Below are 18,599 nucleotides of genomic sequence, written 5' to 3'. Positions count from 1 at the left end.
GGAGCACAGTCATGGCTAAATTTTTTATCGACCGTCCCATCTTTGCCTGGGTGGTGGCGATCGTCATCATGCTGGCGGGCGTGCTGGCTATTCACGGCCTGCCCGTGTCGCAGTACCCGAGTATCGCGCCGCCCTCGATTTCCATCACCGGCGCCTACCCCGGCGCTTCGGCCCGCACGGTGGAGGACGCGGTCACCCAGGTGATCGAACAGAAAATGAAGGGCATCGACGGCTTGCGCTACATGTCCTCGTCGAGCGACGCCACGGGCGGCATTAACATCACGCTGACGTTCCAGAACGGTACCAATCCCGACATCGCGCAAGTGCAGGTGCAGAACAAGCTGCAACTGGCCACGCCGCTGTTGCCGGCCGCCGTGACCCAACAAGGTCTGGTGGTGTCCAAGGCGACCAAGAACTTCCTGATGGTGCTGGGCTTTATCTCCGAAGACGGCAGCATGAAGCAGGCCGACCTGGGCGACTACGTGGCCGCCAATGTGATCGACCCGCTGAGCCGCGTACAGGGCGTGGGCGACGTGACGCTGTTCGGTTCCCAGTACGCCATGCGTATCTGGCTGGACCCGGCCAAGTTGCAAAGCTACCAGTTGACGCCAGCCGACGTGAGCGCGGCCATCACGGCGCAGAACACGGAAGTGTCGGCCGGTGAGCTGGGCGGTGCGCCCGCCATGCCGGGCCAGCAGCTGAACGCCACCGTGACGGCGCAAAGCCGCTTGCAGACGGCCGAACAGTTCGGCGCCATCCTGCTCAAGACCTCCGCCAACGGCGCCACCGTGCGCCTGCGCGACGTGGCCCGCATGGAGCTGGGTAGCGAAAGCTACAACACCGTGGCCCGCTACAACGGCCATGCCGCCACCGGCGTGGCGATCAAGCTGGCCACCGGCGCCAACGCGCTCGACACGGCCGCCGCCGTCAAGCACAAGATCGACTTGATGGGCAAACAGTTCCCGGCCGGGATGAAGGCCGTGGTGGCCTATGACACCACGCCGTTCGTCACGCTGTCGATCGAGGAAGTAGTCAAGACACTGGCCGAGGCCATCGTGCTGGTGTTCCTCGTGATGTATTTATTCCTGCAGAATGTGCGCGCCACGCTGATCCCGACCATGGCCGTGCCGGTGGTGCTGCTGGGGACTTTCGGCGTGCTGGCCGCGCTGGGCTACTCGATCAACACGCTGACCATGTTCGCCATGGTGCTGGCCATCGGCCTGCTGGTGGATGACGCCATCGTCGTGGTGGAGAACGTGGAACGGGTGATGACGGAGGAGGGCTTGTCGCCTAAAGAGGCGACCCGCAAATCGATGGGCCAGATCACGGGCGCGCTGGTGGGCATCGCCCTGGTGCTGTCGGCCGTGTTCGTACCCATGGCCTTCTTTGGCGGCTCCACCGGCGTGATCTACCGCCAGTTCGCCGTCACCATCGTGTCGGCCATGGTGCTGTCGGTGGTGGTGGCCATGGTGTTCACGCCAGCCTTGTGCGCCACCTTCCTCAAGCCGGTGGCCAAGGGGCACCACGCGGCCAGCACCGGCTTCTTCGGCTGGTTCAACCGCACGTTTGAGCGCGGCAGCAGCCGCTATCAGGGCTGGGTCGGCGCCATGCTGCGCCGGGGCGGCCGTTCGATGGCGCTGTACGCCGTCCTGCTGGTGGTGCTGGCGCTGGCCTTCATGCGCCTGCCCACCTCGTTCCTGCCGGCGGAAGACCAGGGCGTGTTGTTCGCCCAGGTGCAACTGCCCACCGGCGCCACCCAGCAGCGTACGCTGAAGGTGATCGAGCAGGTCGAGCAGCACTTCATGGTCGAGGAAAAGGACGCCGTGCAGTCGATCTTCACGGTGGCCGGTTTCAGCTTCGGCGGCAATGGCCAGAACACCGGTATCGCCTTCGTACGCCTGAAGGACTGGGAAGAGCGCAAGGGTGCCGCCCTGCGCGCGCCGGCCGTGGTGGGGCGGGCCATGGGGGCCTTCTCCCGTATCAAGGACGCGATGGTGTTCGCCTTCGCGCCGCCAGCCGTGCTGGAACTGGGTAACGCCAGCGGCTTCGACCTGCAACTGCAGGACCAGGGCGGCGTGGGCCACGATGCCTTGATGGCGGCCCGCAACCAGTTGCTGGGTATGGCGTCCAAGAATCCGCTGCTGGTGGGCGTACGTCCCAACGGCCAGGAAGACACGCCGCAATACAAGATCACGGTGGACCAGCAGCAGGCCACCGCGCTGGGCCTGGCCATCGCCGACGTCAACAAGGTGCTCAGCACCGCCTGGGGCGGCGCTTACGTGAATGACTTCGTCGACCGTGGCCGCGTGAAGAAGGTGTACATGCAGGGCCAGGCTGACGCGCGCATGGTGCCGGAAGACCTGGGCAAATGGTTTGTGCGTAACGCGGCCGGCGAGATGGTGCCATTCTCCGCCTTCGCCAGCGGCCAGTGGATCTACGCCTCGCCGCGCCTGGAGCGCTACAACGGCATGCCGTCCGTCGAGATACTGGGCATGCCGGCGCCAGGCCAGAGCTCGGGCGTGGCCATGGCCGAGATGGAAAAGATGGCGGCCCAACTGCCGCCCGGCATCGGCTACGAGTGGACCGGCCTGTCAACCGAGGAACGCGACTCCGGCGCGCAAACGCCGGCCCTGTATTCGATCTCGATCCTGATCGTGTTCCTGTGCCTGGCCGCGTTGTATGAAAGCTGGTCGGTGCCGTTCTCGGTGCTGCTGGTGGTGCCGCTGGGCGTGATCGGCGCCGTGCTGGGCACCTGGGCCTTCCACCTGTCGAACGACGTGTACTTCCAGGTCGGCCTGTTGACGGTGGTGGGTCTGGCGGCCAAGAACGCGATCCTGATCGTAGAATTCGCCAAAGAGCTGCAGGAGCAGGGCGTGCCGCTGCAACAGGCCACGCTGCAGGCGGTGCGTTTGCGGCTGCGTCCCATCCTGATGACGTCGATCGCTTTCGGCCTGGGCGTGCTGCCCTTGGCCGTGGCCAGCGGCGCTGGCTCGGGCAGCCAGAATGCCATCGGCGTGGGGGTGCTGGGCGGGATGCTGTCGGCCACCTTCCTCGGCATCTTCTTCGTGCCGTTGTTCTTCGTGCTGGTGCGCGGCCTGTTCGCCGCCAAGCACGGCGCGGCCGTTCCAACCGCTATTGCGGAGCAAGCAAAATGAACAAGACCTTGATTTCCATCGCGGCGGCCGTGCTGCTGTCCGGCTGCAGCCTTGCGCCCGTGTACCAACAGCCATCCACGCCGGTGGCGCAGGCCTGGCCTTCCGGCGACGCCTACAAACCGGCGCCCACTGCGCCCGGCGCGCAAACCGCCGCCGACATCGTTTGGCGCGACTACTTCACCGATGCGCGGCTGCGCCAGGTGATAGCACTGGCGCTGGCCAACAACCGCGACCTGCGGGTGGCGGCCCTCAATATCGAGAAGGCGCGCGCCCAATATGGCGTGACCAGCGCGGCGCAACTGCCGTCCCTGTCCGCGTCGGTGAGCCAGAACGCATCGCGCACGCCGGCCAATATGCGGCCCGATGGCGAAGCGGCCATCAGCCGTCAGTACAGCGGGGGGCTGGGTGTGTCCTCGTATGAGCTGGACTTCTTCGGCAAGGTGCGCAACCTGTCCGAAGCCGGTTTGCAAAGCTATCTGGGCACGCAGGAGGCGCGCCGCGCCGCGCAAATCAGCCTGGTGGCGGAAGTGGCCAACAGCTACCTGACACTGGTCGCGGACCAGCAGCGCCTGGCGTTGGCGGCCGATACGCTCAAGAGCCAGCAGATCAGCTATGAACTGAGCCAGCGCCGCTTCGCCGCCGGCGCCACCTCTGGCGTCGACATGTATGAAGCACAAAGCAGCGTGGAAGCGGCCCGCAACGAGATGGCCGTCTACACGGCCCAGGTGGCGCAGGACCGCAACGCACTGACCCTGCTGGTGGGCGGCGCCGTGCCGGACGCCTTGCTGCCGCAGGGGGAACTGGAAGCGGTGACGCAAACGGCCAGCCTGCCGGAAGGCTTGCCATCCGACGTGCTGCTGCGCCGGCCCGACGTGCTGCAGGCGGAACGGACGCTGCGCGGCGCCAACGCCAACATCGGCGCCGCGCGCGCCGCCTTCTTCCCCAGCATTTCGCTGACAGCGACGGCCGGCAGCGCCAGCGGCGACCTGGCCGGCCTGTTCAAGGGCGGCACGTCGGCCTGGAGTTTCCTGCCGCAGATCCGCCTGCCGATCTTCGACGGCGGCGCCAACCGTGCCAATCTCGATATCGCCAAGGTGGACCGCGACATCGCCGTGGCCAAATACGACAAGGCGATCCAGAGCGCCTTCCGCGAAGTGGCGGACGCGCTGGCCCAGCGCGGCACGCTGGACGAGCGGCTGGCATCGCAGCTGGCGCTGGCCGAGGCATCGGACAAGAGCTTCCGCATCCACGAGGCGCGCTACGAAAAGGGCGCCGAATCGTACCTGAACGCGCTGGTATCGCAGCGCGCGCTGTACGCGGCCCGGCAAAGCCTGATCACGGCGCGCCTGGCCAAGGCCAGCAACGCCGTCACGCTGTACAAGGTGCTGGGCGGTGGCTGGCAGGAGGAGGGCGGCGGCGGGGCCAAGGTGGCGGCGGCCGATAGCGGCGCGCGCGCAAATTGACAAACGGCGCCGCCTTGGCCACAGTATCGCCTGGACCAGATATCACGAAAGCAGCCATGAGCACCACGGAAAAACGACACACCGACCCGGAACGGGCGCTCAGCCGCCGCAGGCAGGTGCTCGACGCGGCTGCCCTCTGTTTCAGCCGCAGCGGTTTTCATGGTGCCAGCATGGCCGAGATATCGAAGGCGGCCGGCATGAGCGCCGGCCATATCTACAACTACTTTGACGGCAAGGACGCCATCATCGCCGCCTTCGTGGAGGAGGAAGTGGAGCGCGTGGCGCTGCTGTTGCGCGACCTGGAGCAGAAGGACGACCCGCTGCAAGCCATCATTGACGACAGCGACGGCACCGTCGACGAACACATGGAACCGGGTTTCTGGACCCTCAAGCTGGAAATCTTTGCCGAGGCGTCCCGCAATCCCAAGGTGGCGGCCGTGATGGTGCACGCGGATCTGCGCATGCGCACGCAGCTCCGCGCCATCGTCAAGGCTGGCCGCGAGCGGCATGGCCTGGACGCCGACGACGCCACCGTCGACGGCCGCATGGAAACGACCATCGCCCTGTTCCAGGGACTGGCGTTGCGGGCGCTGCATCATCCCGAACTGGACAAGGCCGCGCTCAAGCGCGCCTACCGCGTGGGGCTTGGGGCGTTGCTGCTGTCGTAGCGCGTCGCGCCACCGATTGTTTCACCTTATCGCTCAACCGTCTGCAAGGAAACCGCATGACCTCCTACGTTTTTCCCGCCCATGACATCGTCGGCCTGCCGGTGGCCGGCACCGAACAGCGCTTCCCCGTGCGGCGCGTCTACTGCGTCGGCCGCAACTACGCCGCGCACGCGCGCGAGATGGGTTTCGACCCAGAGCGCGAACCGCCGTTCTTCTTCTGCAAACCGAACGACGCGCAGGCCGTGGTGCCGGTGGCGCCGGGGCAGGTGCTGGAGCTGCCCTATCCGCCGGCCACGGCCAACCTGCACTATGAGTGCGAACTGGTGGTGGCGCTGGGTGTTGGCGGCCGCAACATCGCCGTGGAGGACGCGGCGCGCCATATCTTCGGCTACGCCGTGGGCCTGGACATGACGCGGCGCGACCTGCAGTTCAAGATGCGCGACGCCGGCCGGCCGTGGGAGATCGGCAAAGCCTTCGACTTTTCCGCGCCGGTGGGCACGCTGGTGCGCGCGGCCGACGCGGGCGACATCAACCACGCGGCCATTACGCTGGACGTGGACGGCGTGCGCAAGCAGGACAGCACCATCGCCCACCTGATCTGGTCGGTGAGCGAGACGATCGCCAACCTGTCCACCCTGTTCGCGCTGGAACCGGGTGACTTGATCTTCACCGGCACGCCCGAAGGCGTGGGCGCCGTGGTGCGCGGCCAGACGCTGGCCGGGCGGGTGGCGGGGCTGCCGGAGCTGAACATCCAATTGGTGTGAACGGGCTGCGGGTGGGAATATCCGACCAAAAAGTAAGGTTTATTGCCGAAAGGCCTGCTGCAAGTGTGGCAAAAGCATAAGTGGGCTGCTATAATGCTTGCCTAGTCGGGGCGTAGCGCAGCCTGGTAGCGTACTTGCATGGGGTGCAAGGGGTCGGAAGTTCGAATCTTCTCGCCCCGACCAATCGAATCAAGCACTTATAGTGTTGAGCTGTATAAAAGCACAGCACTGTATATTGGCCATTTGGCTAATATGAGTGGATGTATAAAAACACAGTACTGTATGTCGGCCATCTGGTCGGTGTCAGTACTGTTTTTTTTCGTCCATCGTTTCCCCTTCAAGCCGCGCGCGGCCTGCTCGCCTCGTGAATTCCTGCGCCCGCCGGTCCGATGGCGCTACGCGATCCGGTGCGGCAGGGGCGCGCCTCTGGTTGACGGTATGGTCGCCCCTGGCGGGCATCGCGCGATGGAGGATTCGTTCCGGCCACGATAGTCCCGCCAGCTGCGATGATGGATTTGGCCGGCCCGAACTTCGGCGGCTGGGCGAACTGGCCTGGCCAGCCCAGTCAAAACGGCGCGAAGCGATGCCGCGCCTGCGGGCGCTGTGGCGCCAGGCTATTCGACTTCCCACGGCAGTGAAACGGACAATTCGGAGCGTGTCGGCGTCACTTCCTTCAGATAAATGCGCGTCGTCTTTTCCGTCGTGTGCGCGAGGCGCGTCTGGATGTCCTTGAGATCTCGACCGACTTTGTGCGCGTCGGTCGCTCCCAACGCCCGCAAGTCACGGAACACGATGCCGTCGGCGATCTTCGCCCGCTCGCGGGCGCGGTCCCACATCGACTCCAGTCCCGTCTTGGAATACGGCGTTCCCTTACGCGTGGGGAAAAGGTAATCGCTCGTCATGCGCCGCTCGCGCTTGATCGCGCGCGCACGCTCGATGACGGCGCTGATGGCCGGGGTGATATAGATGTCGAGCACGATGCCGCTCGTGTCGCGTGTCTTGCTGGGCGTGAAGCGGATATAGTCTTCATGGATTTCGTCCTCGCGCAACTTGCGCATGTCGATGCCACGTTGCCAGCACAAGTAGGCCATGTCGACGATGCAGGCGAACATGGGACCGCTGTATGTACGCCGGCCGTCCGCGCCTATCATGCCCGCTTGGCGAATCGCGTGAATTTGTGCGTGCGTGGGCAGCACTTCGCGCCGATGGGTCTCGTAGTCATCCAGGTCCAGCTGGTCCATCGGATTGTCGTCCCTGGTGCCGTGTTCGGCGATGGCGTAGCGAAACAGCTTTTTCATCAGGCGCGCATATTTTTTCGCCGTATTGTGCTTGTCCTTGAAATGATTTCGCAGGAACTGCGCGCAGTCGCGCGTTCTTACCTGGGCGACGCCGAAGTCCTTGAAGTCCTGGGCGATAAAGTCAAGGTACGCGCCATACTGGCCGCGCACCTCCGGTGAGTAGCGTTTGAGCTTGTTAAGCTTGTACTCGCGGCAAAGCGCCGGCATTGTACCGACTTCACCATCGTCGTCGCTATCGCCCAGCACCAGGGCCAGCGCCGCGTGCATGGCTGGCTCGCCGTCGCTGACGTTGCACAGGATGATCCACGACTTCATCTTGCCATCCCGGGGATCGAGCGTCGGATCAGCAGGAAAAAAACAGTACTGTTTGCGCCTGATATAGACGCGTTTTGGCAGCCCCTTGTTGTGATTGCGCGGACGGCTCATTTTGACTTGGACGACTTCAAACGGGGCAGTTCTGGGTTGGCATGTTCAACAGGCTGCAGGAAATGCATGCGCAACACCAGGACCGTATTGTCTGGCCTGCGGCGACATGGTATCCCGAATTCACGCAAGATCGCCATCTGCCTGGAGATGCGGCGATAGCCGGTGACTTCAACGACTTCATCCTCGGTAAGTGCCAGGCTGCTCATTTCCTTCCTCCTCGCTCACATCATGTCGTTCCGACACACATGGGGCCATGGCCCCGTCGTTCAAAGCCGGCGCCGTGCGGACATCGCGCTAGCTCGAGCGCCGTGATGATCGCCTCCAGCGGGACCTTCATGCGTCGTCCTTATGTGCTGGCGCCACGCCATGCGCCCTGCGGTCGCCGCTCTTTGCCGCGCGCGCCGGCCTGGTGACGGTGGCATAGGCTTGATGCGACGCATCGTCTTGCCCCTTGCTCGAGGCGAAGACTTCCTCATCAGGTACGGCGGGGCTCCCACCATTGGCGTGGCGCGCCGGCTGCTCATCCTGCGCCGGAATGGTAGGGGCCTGCGGCTGGACGGGCGAGGCGGCTCCGGCGATGACGGCGCGCCCACCGACCGGTTCATGGCGCGGCGTATCGAGGCGGTCGCGCAGCTGCGTGATCAAGCTACGGTCCGAGGCGCCTAGCGCGCGCGCCTCCTCCAGGCGTTCGATCAGGTCGTTGCGTTGGGATGCCAGGACGGCCGCGTTCTGTTCCGCTGACACCCGTGTTGTGCGTTCGCTGGCGACCGTCACGCGCAACTCCGCGAGCTCCATATCCATCCGGAGCAGCCATTCCAGACGAAGCTGTTCGCGGGCCAGGTTCATGCGAGCTTGTTCCGCACGTTGCTGGTCACGCCCGTTTTCAGCGCGTGCTTGTTCGAGATCGGCCTCAAGTTGCCGAAGCCGCTTTTCCACCCTCGTTTGCTTAGCGGCTTTGATCTCCAGCTCGGTACGCAAGGTTTCCACTTGTTCGCACAGGCGCTCGTTTTCGCCGGCCAGGTCGGCGTTTTCCTGCTGCTGTTCATCGAGATCCACTTCAAAGCGGGCGCGGGCGCCGGAGACGTGTTGTTCCGTGAACGCGATGATGGACCGTTGCATATCCACAGGCAGTGAGAGCGCCGGATCGGTCATGCGCTGCTTCTCGGTGCGCCATTGTTGCAGGAAGTGGGCGACGGTACCGATGCTACCCACATTGCCGATGCGTTCCCGTATCAGCCGCATCGTGGGTCGCAATCCCGATGCCGCGGCGTTATCGGCGGCGGCGGCGATTTGCTCATAGGTGATCAAGGCGGTTCGACTCATGTCGGGCTCCTGTGACGTTATGAAATGATACGGAACGATATGAATGACTGTTACGTATCTCCGGCTGTCCGTCGCGCTCGGTACGAGGCCTATCCCGAATTTTTCCATCGGATTCGAGTGCCACTTCCGTAAGACAGCAAACAGTTTGCATAGCTAATACTATGCAAAAATTGGCTCGCATACCGAGACATTGGTGGTGGGATGTGATTCCGCTCAAGTCCACTTTTCGCCCTGTCAAGCAAAGCGTTCTGCTTATCAGTAAGTGGCTCCCCGGTTGGGTTGTCCGATGACGGTGTGAGCCAAGCCTTCAGCTCACCGTATGGAGAAATTAGACATCTCCGGCCGAGTGCCCTGGCGCCCGCTTGCCGGCGGATCCGATGTATGGCCCTAACAGGCATCTTTTTTTGTGAATGACGACTGAATTACTTGCTGCGCTGCTGTGATAAGGCGACCAATCGGACAACGACTATTTGCTTCGAGGGCTAACTGCGTCGTTCGCTCCCTGTGTAACAGGCGCCAGACTCGCGGCCTGCCTGCCACTCCGTAGTAACAGCCGTGCGGGTGGTGGCGTGACGTTCTGCTTGACATGGTTCGTGGCAAGGGATGCCGACGCGGCCGCCTTGGTGGGACCAATGCCTAGCGGGTAGACGATGGATACTTGGGCCATCGTCGTGTTGGGGAATATCACGGCGCTGGACGAGACCACGTTGGGATGGGCCAGATCGTTGAGTGTGAGCTGGTAGGTATCCGGGATGACGCCGCTGAAGCTGAATTGGCCATTGGCATTGACCATGGCGACTTGGCGCAAATGCTGGTTGAAGCCGCGCAGTAGCATCTTCAGGCCCGCCAATCCGGTCGCTGGGGCTCCCAACGGCGTCAACAGCTGGCTCGTAGTGTTGCGCTCGCATGGATCGCAAGCTGCTCGTAAGATGCAGCAAACATACCATTCCTGGATACGAAGTTGAACGCGATTGCCAGCGTGCCCATGGGCAAAGCGTTCATGAGCAGCTGCAGCTTGATGCCCGAGACCGTAAAACTGTTATCCAACGCATCAAATATCGCTCGAGGGGGGCAGTTGAAAAGTCTGGTTTGGTGAAGTCGTCATGAATCAAGTGGCCCGGTGCCGCGGCCGCCGGTACGGCGGCCAATTTTCGACATTATAGCGATAATGTCATTCCGCTTTCCCGAAATTCTCCTCGTTTTGTTCGCCGTTGCATGAGATTCGATGAGGTGCGGAGGCGGTGTTGGAACAGCCGGCAAAGCCATCTAGGTCGGTTCGATTCCGATCCTCGCCTCCAGAACATCAAGGGTTTACCGCCGTGCGCGGCAAATCGAAGCAAGAAAAATCGCCGCTTAGTCGGCGATTTTTCGTTTCTGCATTGATATTCTTTGGTGGTGGGGCCTCGTTTCGGTGACTGCTGATTCATCTTTGATAATGATTCGGTTCACGTCAAGGTCAGCCGTAGCGCCAGATCTGATTTCCATCAAGCTGCAATCACCTAGGTCTGTAGGCGCTGCTGATATCACCAAGACGCTTGAGGGGCCGGAGTCTAAAACTGGACAGTTGAACGACGTGTGCGTTCGTTGTCGCCGCTTGCAAACTCCGCTCAAGAAAAGTTGCAAACGCTCATTCACTTTAATGCTCTGCGCATTGCTGGGCGCCGGTTCGACGCCAAACCAAATGGACCAGGTCAAGTCTCCTAATAGACAGCTCAATAGATGGTTCGTAAGCATGTCAGCCGAAAGGTGACTCTGTAGTTGCGCGGCGATGTCAGGGCGGCGAAAGAAATGTATTAGTTTTGTGCGCATTTGTTTGGGCCCAGCGCGATAAAGCGCCACTGCCAAACCAGGTGTTCCCAGCGCCTCGGCCAGCACCATGCTGCGGAATTTGAGGAACGATGGCTGGGACATCAATTCGATAAAACGGTAGGAAAAATCCGTCAGAATGTCGAACATTGAGCGGCTGTCGGCTGCCAGGTTCGGTATGTCGCCAAAATAGCGCATGCCGGTATCGGCGATCACGGCATGCAACAAGCCGATCTTGCCGCCGAACTTCACATAGATGGTCCGTACTGCTACATGCGCTTGCCGGGCGATGCTCTCCAGACTGGTGCCGTCGTAACCATTGTTGAGAAATAAGGTTTCGGCTGAGTGAAGTAATTTATCCAGACGAGCGCGCTCCGCCCCTTTGCGTGGCCGGCCCGCTGGTGCTTGGCTGTGTGCGCCGCCACCCCTGTCGTGAGGCGGGGCGGCTGGCGTAATGCCTGTATCATCGGCGACACATCGCAACTGCGGTGGAGTGAATTTGTAGTGGCGTCGGTCGGTCATGGGGAAGATGCGGCGGCAACTGCGGCATTGAAAAATATTGGCAGAGCACGCGTTAGTAGAGGCGTGTCAGTTTCTCCAGCCGTTGGTGACTTGCCCATCGTTTCAAAGGATGGGGATTTCTTTTGCATTGTAGTTCAACATGAAATCCAAATGCAATGATGTATTTGAAATCTACTGTGTCCTTAATAGTAAAAAATAGCGCGAACTAACGCGAATATCTCAGGCGCGAGCAAAGCCGCGTGCAGACTCGGGAACCCCTTTTGATAGCTGCGCAAACTGTGATGGCCCCGACAGTACGACCTCTGTAGTGCTGATCCCGCGAAGTGCTACAGGAAGCCGTTGGAGAATTCTGCTTGCAGATAGGCGATGAACGCGCTGACAGCGCGTGGTACGTGGGGGGCATAGGGGCGTATCGCCAGCAGTTGGCTGGCAAAGGCGCCGAGCGGGCGCCAGTCGGGAAGCACTTGTACCAGCTTGCCACTGCGGAGTGAAGACGCCGCCGTAAAATCCGGCAGCAGGGCGATGCCCAGATGGTCAAGCGCGGCATCGCGCAGCGCCTCGCTGTTGTTTGCGCAAAAAGGCGCTGAAATCAGCACAACTATCTGTTCTGGCGCCGTGGGCGTCAGGTCCGCTGCTGCAAACGTCCAACTCGGCTTGCCATGCTCGCGCGGGTAGTACAGGCAATCGTGATTGCCAAGTTCCAATGGAGACGCTGGCGTACCACGCTCCCGCAAATACTCAGGACTAGCGACAAGCAGCGTGGCGCTCTCGCATAGTGTCCACGCGACATGCGTGTCTGGTGCAATCGCGGTATGGCGAATCGCTAAATCGAATCCCTCGGTCGCAAGCGAGACCAGCCGGTCGGACACATCAAGCTGTACCGAGACCTGCGGATAGCACCGCAAGAAACCAGACAGCCGCGGAACGAGTTGTTGCCGGGCGAACGCCACTGGCGCGGTCACTTTGATTAACCCTTGTACTGCTTCCGCACTGTCCCGAACGCCCGCGAAGCTCTGTGCGATCAGTTCGTAATGGTCGCGTGTTTCGGCGACCAGTCGCTGCCCGGTCTCGGTCAAGCGAATGCTTCTGGTGGTGCGCTGGACCAGTGCCACGCCTGCCGCGCGTTCAAGTTCGGCGATGCGCAGGCTGACAGCGGCCTTGCTGACGTTGAGTCTTCGTGCCGCCCCGGTATAACTGCCTTGCGCGGCCAGCACAGTGAGCCAGTGCAGGTGCGACCACAAGCGCTCAATGTTTGCGTTACTCATGAAGGATTGTTTAAAAATGTAAACGATGATTTCAATCTTAGCGTATTTTCGGCGCTCTCGTGCTTGCCTATACTCGCCTCACCAATAACTAGTGAGGAGAACTTGATGCACAATTTTATCGACCCAAGCGACGTCGGACATTTCATCGGTGGACGGCGTGTCGCCGGCAATGGTGTGCGCACCCAGCCGGTCTTCAACCCCGCTATCGGCACGCCGACGCGTACCTTGCATCTGGGAGATACGAGCGATGTGAACGCCGCGGTTTCCGCTGCCCAAGTCGCATTTTCCACATGGCGCGAGGTGCCGCCGATTCGCCGCGCGCGCGTAATGTTCCGTTTCCTGGAGCTGATGAACCGGCATAAGGACGAGCTGGCGGCGATTATCACCGCCGAACACGGCAAAGTGTTCAGCGATGCGCAAGGCGAGGTGGCGCGCGGCATCGATATCATCGAATTTGCATGCGGCATCCCGCAGTTACTGAAAGGAGACTACACGGAGCAGGTCTCCACCGGCATCGACAACTGGACCACGCGCCAGCCGCTGGGTGTGGTTGCTGGCATCACGCCGTTTAACTTTCCGTGCATGGTGCCTTGCTGGATGTTCCCGGTTGCCATTGCCGCAGGCAATACGTTCATCCTGAAACCGAGCGAGCGCGATCCTTCCGCATCGTTGTTCATGGCCGGGCTTTTCCAGCAGGCGGGCTTGCCGGATGGCGTCTTCAATGTGGTGCAGGGCGACAAAGAAGTAGTCGATGCGCTGCTGTGGCATCCGGAAGTCAAGGCCGTCAGTTTTGTCGGTTCCACGCCGATCGCGCGCCACATCTACGAAACCGGCGCGCGCGACGGCAAGCGCGTGCAAGCGCTGGGCGGCGCCAAGAATCATATGGTGGTCATGCCCGACGCTGACATTGAAAAGGTCATTGATGCGCTGATGGGCGCTGCTTACGGTTCGGCCGGCGAACGGTGCATGGCAATCTCTGTCGCCGTGCTCGTGGGTGACGTCGGGGAACGGCTGGTGCCGCGCCTGGCGGAACGCGTGCGGGCCCTGGTGGTGGGCAACGGCATGCACACCGACGTGGAAATGGGGCCGATCATCAGCCGCCAGGCGCTCGAACGCATCGAGGGCTATGTCGACATTGGCGTGGCGGAAGGGGCGACGCTGGTGGTCGATGGACGTGGTCTGACAGTGGCCGGCCATGAACAGGGATTTTTCACTGGCGGCACATTGTTCGATCACGTCACGCCGGAGATGCGTATCTGCAAGGAAGAAATCTTCGGGCCCGTACTGTCGTGCGTGCGGGTCCACGATCTGTCAGCCGCGATCGACTTGATCAATGCACACGAATTCGGTAATGGCGTCACATGTTTTACGCGCGATGGTCATGTCGCCCGGGAGTTTGGACGCCGGGTGGAAGTCGGCATGGTTGGCATCAATGTGCCGATTCCCGTGCCGATGGCCTGGCATGGCTTCGGTGGTTGGAAGAGCAGCCTGTTTGGCGATACGCACGCGTATGGTGAAGAGGGGGTGCGTTTCTACACCAAGCAAAAGTCGATCATGCAACGTTGGCCGGAAAGCATCGAACGCGGCGCCCAGTTCGATATGCCTACCGCTAAGTAAGTCTCAATGCCGAGAAATCGAAAGTCCAAGCATTTTTCCGAAAGATCACTGTAGCAGTCCGTCCCATAATCGTTGCATGCGAGCTCGGTCCGCCAGCCCTCGGCGTAACTGATGCTCGCCATGCACGTACCCTTATCAGACGGAGACATTATGGGAAACAAGACGGGAAATCGGGTTTTTGCGGAAACACTGAAGGCATATGGCGTCGACCATTTCTTCAACGTGCCGATGATCATCCCACCCGGAATCAAGGAAATGACAGCGATCGGCGTGAAGTCCGTTGTCACGCATTCGGAGAAGGCTGCGGCCTACATGGCCGACGGCTATGCCCGCGAGTCCGGCCGCATTGGCGTCTGCGCGTCGCAGGCGATAGGCGCGGCCAATCTCGCATCAGGGTTGCTGGATGCATTGATGGCGAAATCTCCGGTGCTGGCCGTCAGCGGCGGCAGCACGCCGGACACTCGGGAACGCAACTTTTACCAGGAAATCGACCAGCGTTCAATCTACGCTGGCTTGACCAAGTTCAGCGCGCGGATTGACAAGGTTCAGCGCTTGCCGGACCTGTTTCAACAGGCCGTACGCATGGCAACTACCGGTTCGCCGGGGCCGGTGCATCTGGAGCTGGGAGGCTTCTGGGGCGGCGTGCTGATGGAGGAATTCGAGCCGGTGATGCCGCCGGAACCACGTTACGGTGCCTGCCCTCCGGTACGTCCACAAGCACCGATGGAGGATATCCGCACCGCCGCTGCCGCGCTGCGGAAGGCGAGGCGTCCCATCATCATGGCTGGTTCCGGCATCCGTGCGTCTCGTGCGCAAACGGCACTGCTGAACTTCGCACGCATGGCAAAAATTCCGGTTGCAACGTCGCTCGATGCCAAGGCCGCTATCCCTGAAAGCGACGCCTTGTACGTCGGTGTGGCCGGCGACTATTCGCGCGACACTGCCAATATCGCAATCTCCGAAGCCGACTTCGTGCTGTTCGTCGGTTCCAGCACCGGCAGCATGGCCACTCGTCAATGGTCGGTGCCTGCGCCTGGCGTGCCGGCGGTGCAGATCGATATTGACCCGCGTGAGCTGGGCCGCAACTATCCCTTGATTGTCGGGCTGGTGGGCGATCCGGCGGCGGTGCTGGAACAACTTGGTGCCGAGCTGGCTGGTCCTGTCGGCAACTCTGCATGGTTGCAGCGCATCGTGGCCTTGCGCCAACAGTGGCAGCAGTCCGCCGCCGAGTACGAAACCTCGGACCTTGCGCTGATCAGGCCGGAGCGCCTTTGCGCGATGCTGTCCGAAGCGCTGCCTGACGGTGCGCTGGTGGCGGTCGATACCGGGCACGCGGCCGGGTGGGCCGCGCGCAATATCTATCTCGACCGGCCTGGCCAGTCGCTGATACGCGCAGCGGGATCGCTGGGTTGGGCATTCCCGGCGTCGCTGGGTGCGAAATGTGCCAATCCCGATCGTCCGGTCGTGTGCTTCACTGGCGATGGCGCTTTCTATTACCACTTGGCAGAGTTGGAGACTGCCGTTCGCTACGGTATCAATACCGTTACGGTAGTGAATAACAATCAGGGCTTTAACCAGGAACGGGTCTTGTGGGACGAGAACGCGGCGCTCGAGAAGAACTGGAAATTCGGGCCGGTGGATTTCGCGGCGGTCGCCGAGACGTTTGGTGCGAAAGCCTATCGGGTTGAGCGCGCCTCAGACTTTAAGCGTGCGTTCGAGGACGCGCTGGCGTCGGGTCGGCCAGCACTGATCGATGTTCGTACGGATCCGTCCGCCATCGTCCCCATTCCATGGACCCAGGACCGCTAATCACCGCCGCGTCCTCGCCACGTCGGCAGGACGCACCGTCTATCTACAATATTTAGGGAGCAATAATGAGCGAACAACGACCTTCTCAGGCTGCAGCCGCTGCAGGATTCGTCGCACGCCGCGTAGTGACCGGCCACGACAAGAATGGCAAGTCTGTGGTGCTGTCGGACGGACCGCCGCCGCTGGCGTTTTCGACGCCCGCGCTGCCAGGGTATGTATCCTACGACATGTTCCGCACCTTTGAAAGCCCGGTGTCGATTGCCGTGCAGACCGCGGAAACCACCGACGGCCCGCGCCGACAACTGCCAACGCAGGGCGGGACGGTGATCCGCGTCAGTCAGGTTCCACCGACCCACCAGACTACCAGCAATATGGACGCGTCGGCGGCGTCGCAAGCGTTCAAGGCGCTGGGGAATTCCGCTGGGCATACTGGCAGCGCTTCCGCAAAAGACGCGCTGATGCATCGTACCGAGACCATCGACTACGTGATGGTCCTTTCGGGTGAACTGACCCTGGTGCTGGACGAGGCGGAGGTCGTATTGCGTGCAGGCGATGTACTGGTGCAGTGCGGCACCAACCACGCGTGGCAAAACCGGTCAGATGCGCCGGCTACGGTGATGTTTGTCCTGATCTCGGGCGCGTATCAGCCAGAACTGACCGAGGTCCTGGCCGGCGCCGCTGAAACCCACGCTTCCTAGTTCGCAACTGATCTGCTGGCCGGTGTGGTGCGCCATGCCGGGTACCGGCCAGCAATCGAGTACTGCAGCAAAAAGAGAAATTATGCGAGCCTGAAAAAGGCCGCAAGGAGACAAGAGCATGTTAGCGAGAACTATCCCTTTACACGTGCGACGTGGATCGCCGCTGCCTGAGCCTTCCGGTATCAGCGCCGGAGCATGGATTGTGTTGGCATCGGCCTTTTTTGGCTGGATGTTCGACGCCATGGACATGCATTTGTTCACGATGATCATGTTGCCTGCACTGCGCGATCTGATGGGACCCTCGGCTCATGATCTGATGCGGATAGGCGGCCTCATTGTTGGCGCAAAGCTGCTCGGCATTGGCCTGGGAGGGATTTATTTTGGCGTGCTGGCAGACCGTTTTGGACGGGCGCGGGTCATGCTAGCCACGATGCTGATTTACTCGCTGTTCACAGCAGCCAGCGCGTTGGCGCAAAACTGGCAGCAACTTCTGGCTTTGCAGATGATTGCCGGTATCGGCCTTGGTGGTGAGTGGGCCGCCGGCGCTGCGCTGGTGGTTGAGAGCTGGCCGAAACGGCATCGCGCTAAGGCCGTGCAAGTGATGGCGGCTGCCGCCGTGGTCGGGCAGATTGCCGCCGCCATGTTGGCGATAGTCATGTTTGATCTGGGGTGGCGCTGGATACTCGCGGTGGGTGCCGTACCAGCGATCGTCAGCCTTGGCTTGCGCTTTGTGACGCCGGAATCTGCGGAGTGGAAACGTTCGCACGAGGCGGCGCTCCAGCATAAGGGGCCCAGGATGGGCTCGCTTTCCGACATCTTCGGCAGCTCGCTGCGACGCAGGACGGTCGTTGGCTCGCTGGTTGCCGCCGCCGTGATGATAGGCAGTTGGGGTGGGGCGGTGCTGTTTCCCTCGCTGCTGCAAGCCTTGGTCCTAGGTCTCAGCTCGACTGAACTGACCCGTCAGACCGGCATCCTGTTCATGGCGATGAATGCTGGCGCCGCGCTGGGCTTTGTTTCGACGCTGGTGCTGGTGTGGCTGAAGCCGCGTGTGTCGCGGCGTGCCGTGTTCGCCTTCTACTGTGGCGGCGCGTGGCTGGTGTCGATGTTCCTCTACACCGCTGTTGATACGGTGCCGCTGTTCCGTCTGGGGATGTTCGGCTTCGGTTACTTTGCGTTGGGCGCCTTCGGCATCGTCTCCATCTATTTGACGGAGCTTTATCCTCTGCATTTGCGTGCCACGGGCCAAGGATTTACGTGGAACATCGCAAGGGTGTTTACCGCAATCGGTCCCCTGACGGTGTCCGCCGCGTCCAGCACCTATGGGTTCAATGCGGTAGGGATTGCCATCGCCAGCGCGTTCATCCTCGGATTGGTGGCCGTCGGCTTCGGGCCGGAGACCGGTCGTGAAAGCAGCGCGGAAGGCATGGTGAGTGATGCGAAGCTGCAACGTGACCGCGCTTCGCGGTAACTGGACCAGAGAGGAAAACCATATCTCAGCAATTCGCAGGGAAAGTGGTCGTCGTCACGAAGAAGCGCGTCATGCACAAATGGCGCGTGAAAGACTTCATCGCCTTGGTCAGCCGGAAGATATTGCCGCGCTCGCTGTATTTTTGAGCTCGCAGACGGCGCGGCATATTCCAGGCACCGCAATTGTTGTGGACGGCGGTAGCACATCGGGACTGTACTGACGCCGTCCCAGACTGATCCGCAAAATCTCGGTTCGATGCGTTCATCGGCACCCGGTCCCCACCGGCGGCTGGGTTTGCGTTCGGCCCGAGCTGTGGA

At 61.7% G+C, this 18,599-nt stretch carries 15 protein-coding genes and 1 tRNA gene; 10 read left to right on the top strand and 6 right to left on the bottom strand.

Annotation, left to right across the window (positions count from 1 at the left end; genetic code table 11):
• Positions 1–11 precede the first annotated feature (11 nt).
• From H3H39_RS03810 to H3H39_RS03790, 5 genes are all read left to right on the top strand, one after another.
• The gene (locus H3H39_RS03810; RefSeq protein ID WP_182151997.1) at positions 12–3,155 is read left to right on the top strand and encodes an efflux RND transporter permease subunit; all 3,144 of its coding nucleotides are present in this window, start codon (positions 12–14) and stop codon (positions 3,153–3,155) included.
• Positions 3,152–4,618 (top strand): efflux transporter outer membrane subunit, encoded by a 1,467-nt coding sequence (locus H3H39_RS03805; RefSeq protein WP_182151996.1) that lies wholly within the window; start codon positions 3,152–3,154, stop codon positions 4,616–4,618. The genes H3H39_RS03810 and H3H39_RS03805 overlap by 4 nt, the downstream gene beginning before the upstream one ends.
• Before the next feature lie 56 nt (positions 4,619–4,674).
• Positions 4,675–5,286, top strand: a complete 612-nt coding sequence (locus H3H39_RS03800; protein WP_182151995.1) for a TetR/AcrR family transcriptional regulator — start codon at positions 4,675–4,677, stop codon at positions 5,284–5,286.
• Between the two features lie 56 nt (positions 5,287–5,342).
• On the top strand, positions 5,343–6,050 hold the full coding sequence (locus tag H3H39_RS03795) for a fumarylacetoacetate hydrolase family protein (protein ID WP_182151994.1): 708 nt from the start codon (positions 5,343–5,345) through the stop codon (positions 6,048–6,050).
• 106 nt (positions 6,051–6,156) lie between these two features.
• A tRNA-Pro gene (locus H3H39_RS03790) sits at positions 6,157–6,233 on the top strand.
• Positions 6,234–6,664: 431 nt separating this feature from the next.
• Here the strand turns inward: H3H39_RS03790 and H3H39_RS03785 are convergent.
• The 6 genes from H3H39_RS03785 to H3H39_RS03760 all read right to left on the bottom strand — a co-directional run bounded on the left by H3H39_RS03785 (position 6,665) and on the right by H3H39_RS03760 (position 12,690).
• Positions 6,665–7,774, bottom strand: coding sequence for a tyrosine-type recombinase/integrase (locus H3H39_RS03785; RefSeq protein ID WP_182151993.1), 1,110 nt, complete (start codon positions 7,772–7,774; stop codon positions 6,665–6,667).
• Entirely contained in the window at positions 7,771–7,980 is a 210-nt protein-coding gene (locus H3H39_RS03780; RefSeq protein ID WP_182151992.1) for a DUF4224 domain-containing protein, read from the bottom strand. The genes H3H39_RS03785 and H3H39_RS03780 overlap by 4 nt, the downstream gene beginning before the upstream one ends.
• 127 nt (positions 7,981–8,107) lie before the next feature.
• On the bottom strand, positions 8,108–9,097 hold the full coding sequence (locus tag H3H39_RS03775; protein WP_182151991.1) for a DNA-binding protein: 990 nt from the start codon (positions 9,095–9,097) through the stop codon (positions 8,108–8,110).
• Between the two features lie 466 nt (positions 9,098–9,563).
• Complete coding sequence (locus H3H39_RS03770) at positions 9,564–9,947, bottom strand: hypothetical protein (RefSeq protein ID WP_182151990.1); 384 nt, start codon at positions 9,945–9,947, stop codon at positions 9,564–9,566.
• Between the two features lie 503 nt (positions 9,948–10,450).
• Positions 10,451–11,425 (bottom strand): TetR/AcrR family transcriptional regulator, encoded by a 975-nt coding sequence (locus tag H3H39_RS03765; RefSeq protein ID WP_182151989.1) that lies wholly within the window; start codon positions 11,423–11,425, stop codon positions 10,451–10,453.
• Between the two features lie 326 nt (positions 11,426–11,751).
• Positions 11,752–12,690 carry a LysR family transcriptional regulator gene (locus tag H3H39_RS03760; RefSeq protein WP_182151988.1) on the bottom strand — a complete coding sequence of 313 codons (939 nt, stop codon included), beginning with the start codon at positions 12,688–12,690 and terminating at the stop codon, positions 11,752–11,754.
• A 105-nt stretch (positions 12,691–12,795) separates the two neighbouring features.
• Between H3H39_RS03760 and H3H39_RS03755 the strand changes: the two genes are divergently transcribed.
• The 5 genes from H3H39_RS03755 (at position 12,796) to H3H39_RS28155 (ending at position 18,502) form a co-directional block, all read left to right on the top strand.
• Positions 12,796–14,307, top strand: coding sequence for a CoA-acylating methylmalonate-semialdehyde dehydrogenase (locus H3H39_RS03755; protein ID WP_182151987.1), 1,512 nt, complete (start codon positions 12,796–12,798; stop codon positions 14,305–14,307).
• A gap of 150 nt (positions 14,308–14,457) precedes the next feature.
• Complete coding sequence (locus H3H39_RS03750) at positions 14,458–16,116, top strand: thiamine pyrophosphate-binding protein (RefSeq protein ID WP_182151986.1); 1,659 nt, start codon at positions 14,458–14,460, stop codon at positions 16,114–16,116.
• 65 nt (positions 16,117–16,181) lie between these two features.
• Positions 16,182–16,814 (top strand): cupin domain-containing protein, encoded by a 633-nt coding sequence (locus tag H3H39_RS03745; protein WP_182151985.1) that lies wholly within the window; start codon positions 16,182–16,184, stop codon positions 16,812–16,814.
• Between the two features lie 118 nt (positions 16,815–16,932).
• Positions 16,933–18,282 (top strand): MFS transporter, encoded by a 1,350-nt coding sequence (locus H3H39_RS03740; RefSeq protein ID WP_182151984.1) that lies wholly within the window; start codon positions 16,933–16,935, stop codon positions 18,280–18,282.
• The gene (locus H3H39_RS28155; protein ID WP_220461428.1) at positions 18,263–18,502 is read left to right on the top strand and encodes an SDR family oxidoreductase; all 240 of its coding nucleotides are present in this window, start codon (positions 18,263–18,265) and stop codon (positions 18,500–18,502) included. Before H3H39_RS03740 ends, H3H39_RS28155 begins: the two co-directional genes overlap by 20 nt.
• Positions 18,503–18,599: the final 97 nt, after the last annotated feature.

It is taken from the genome of Rugamonas apoptosis, from assembly GCF_014042355.1.
GTDB lineage: Bacteria > Pseudomonadota > Gammaproteobacteria > Burkholderiales > Burkholderiaceae_D > Rugamonas > Rugamonas apoptosis.
This window is presented reverse-complemented; position numbering and strand designations above follow the sequence as displayed.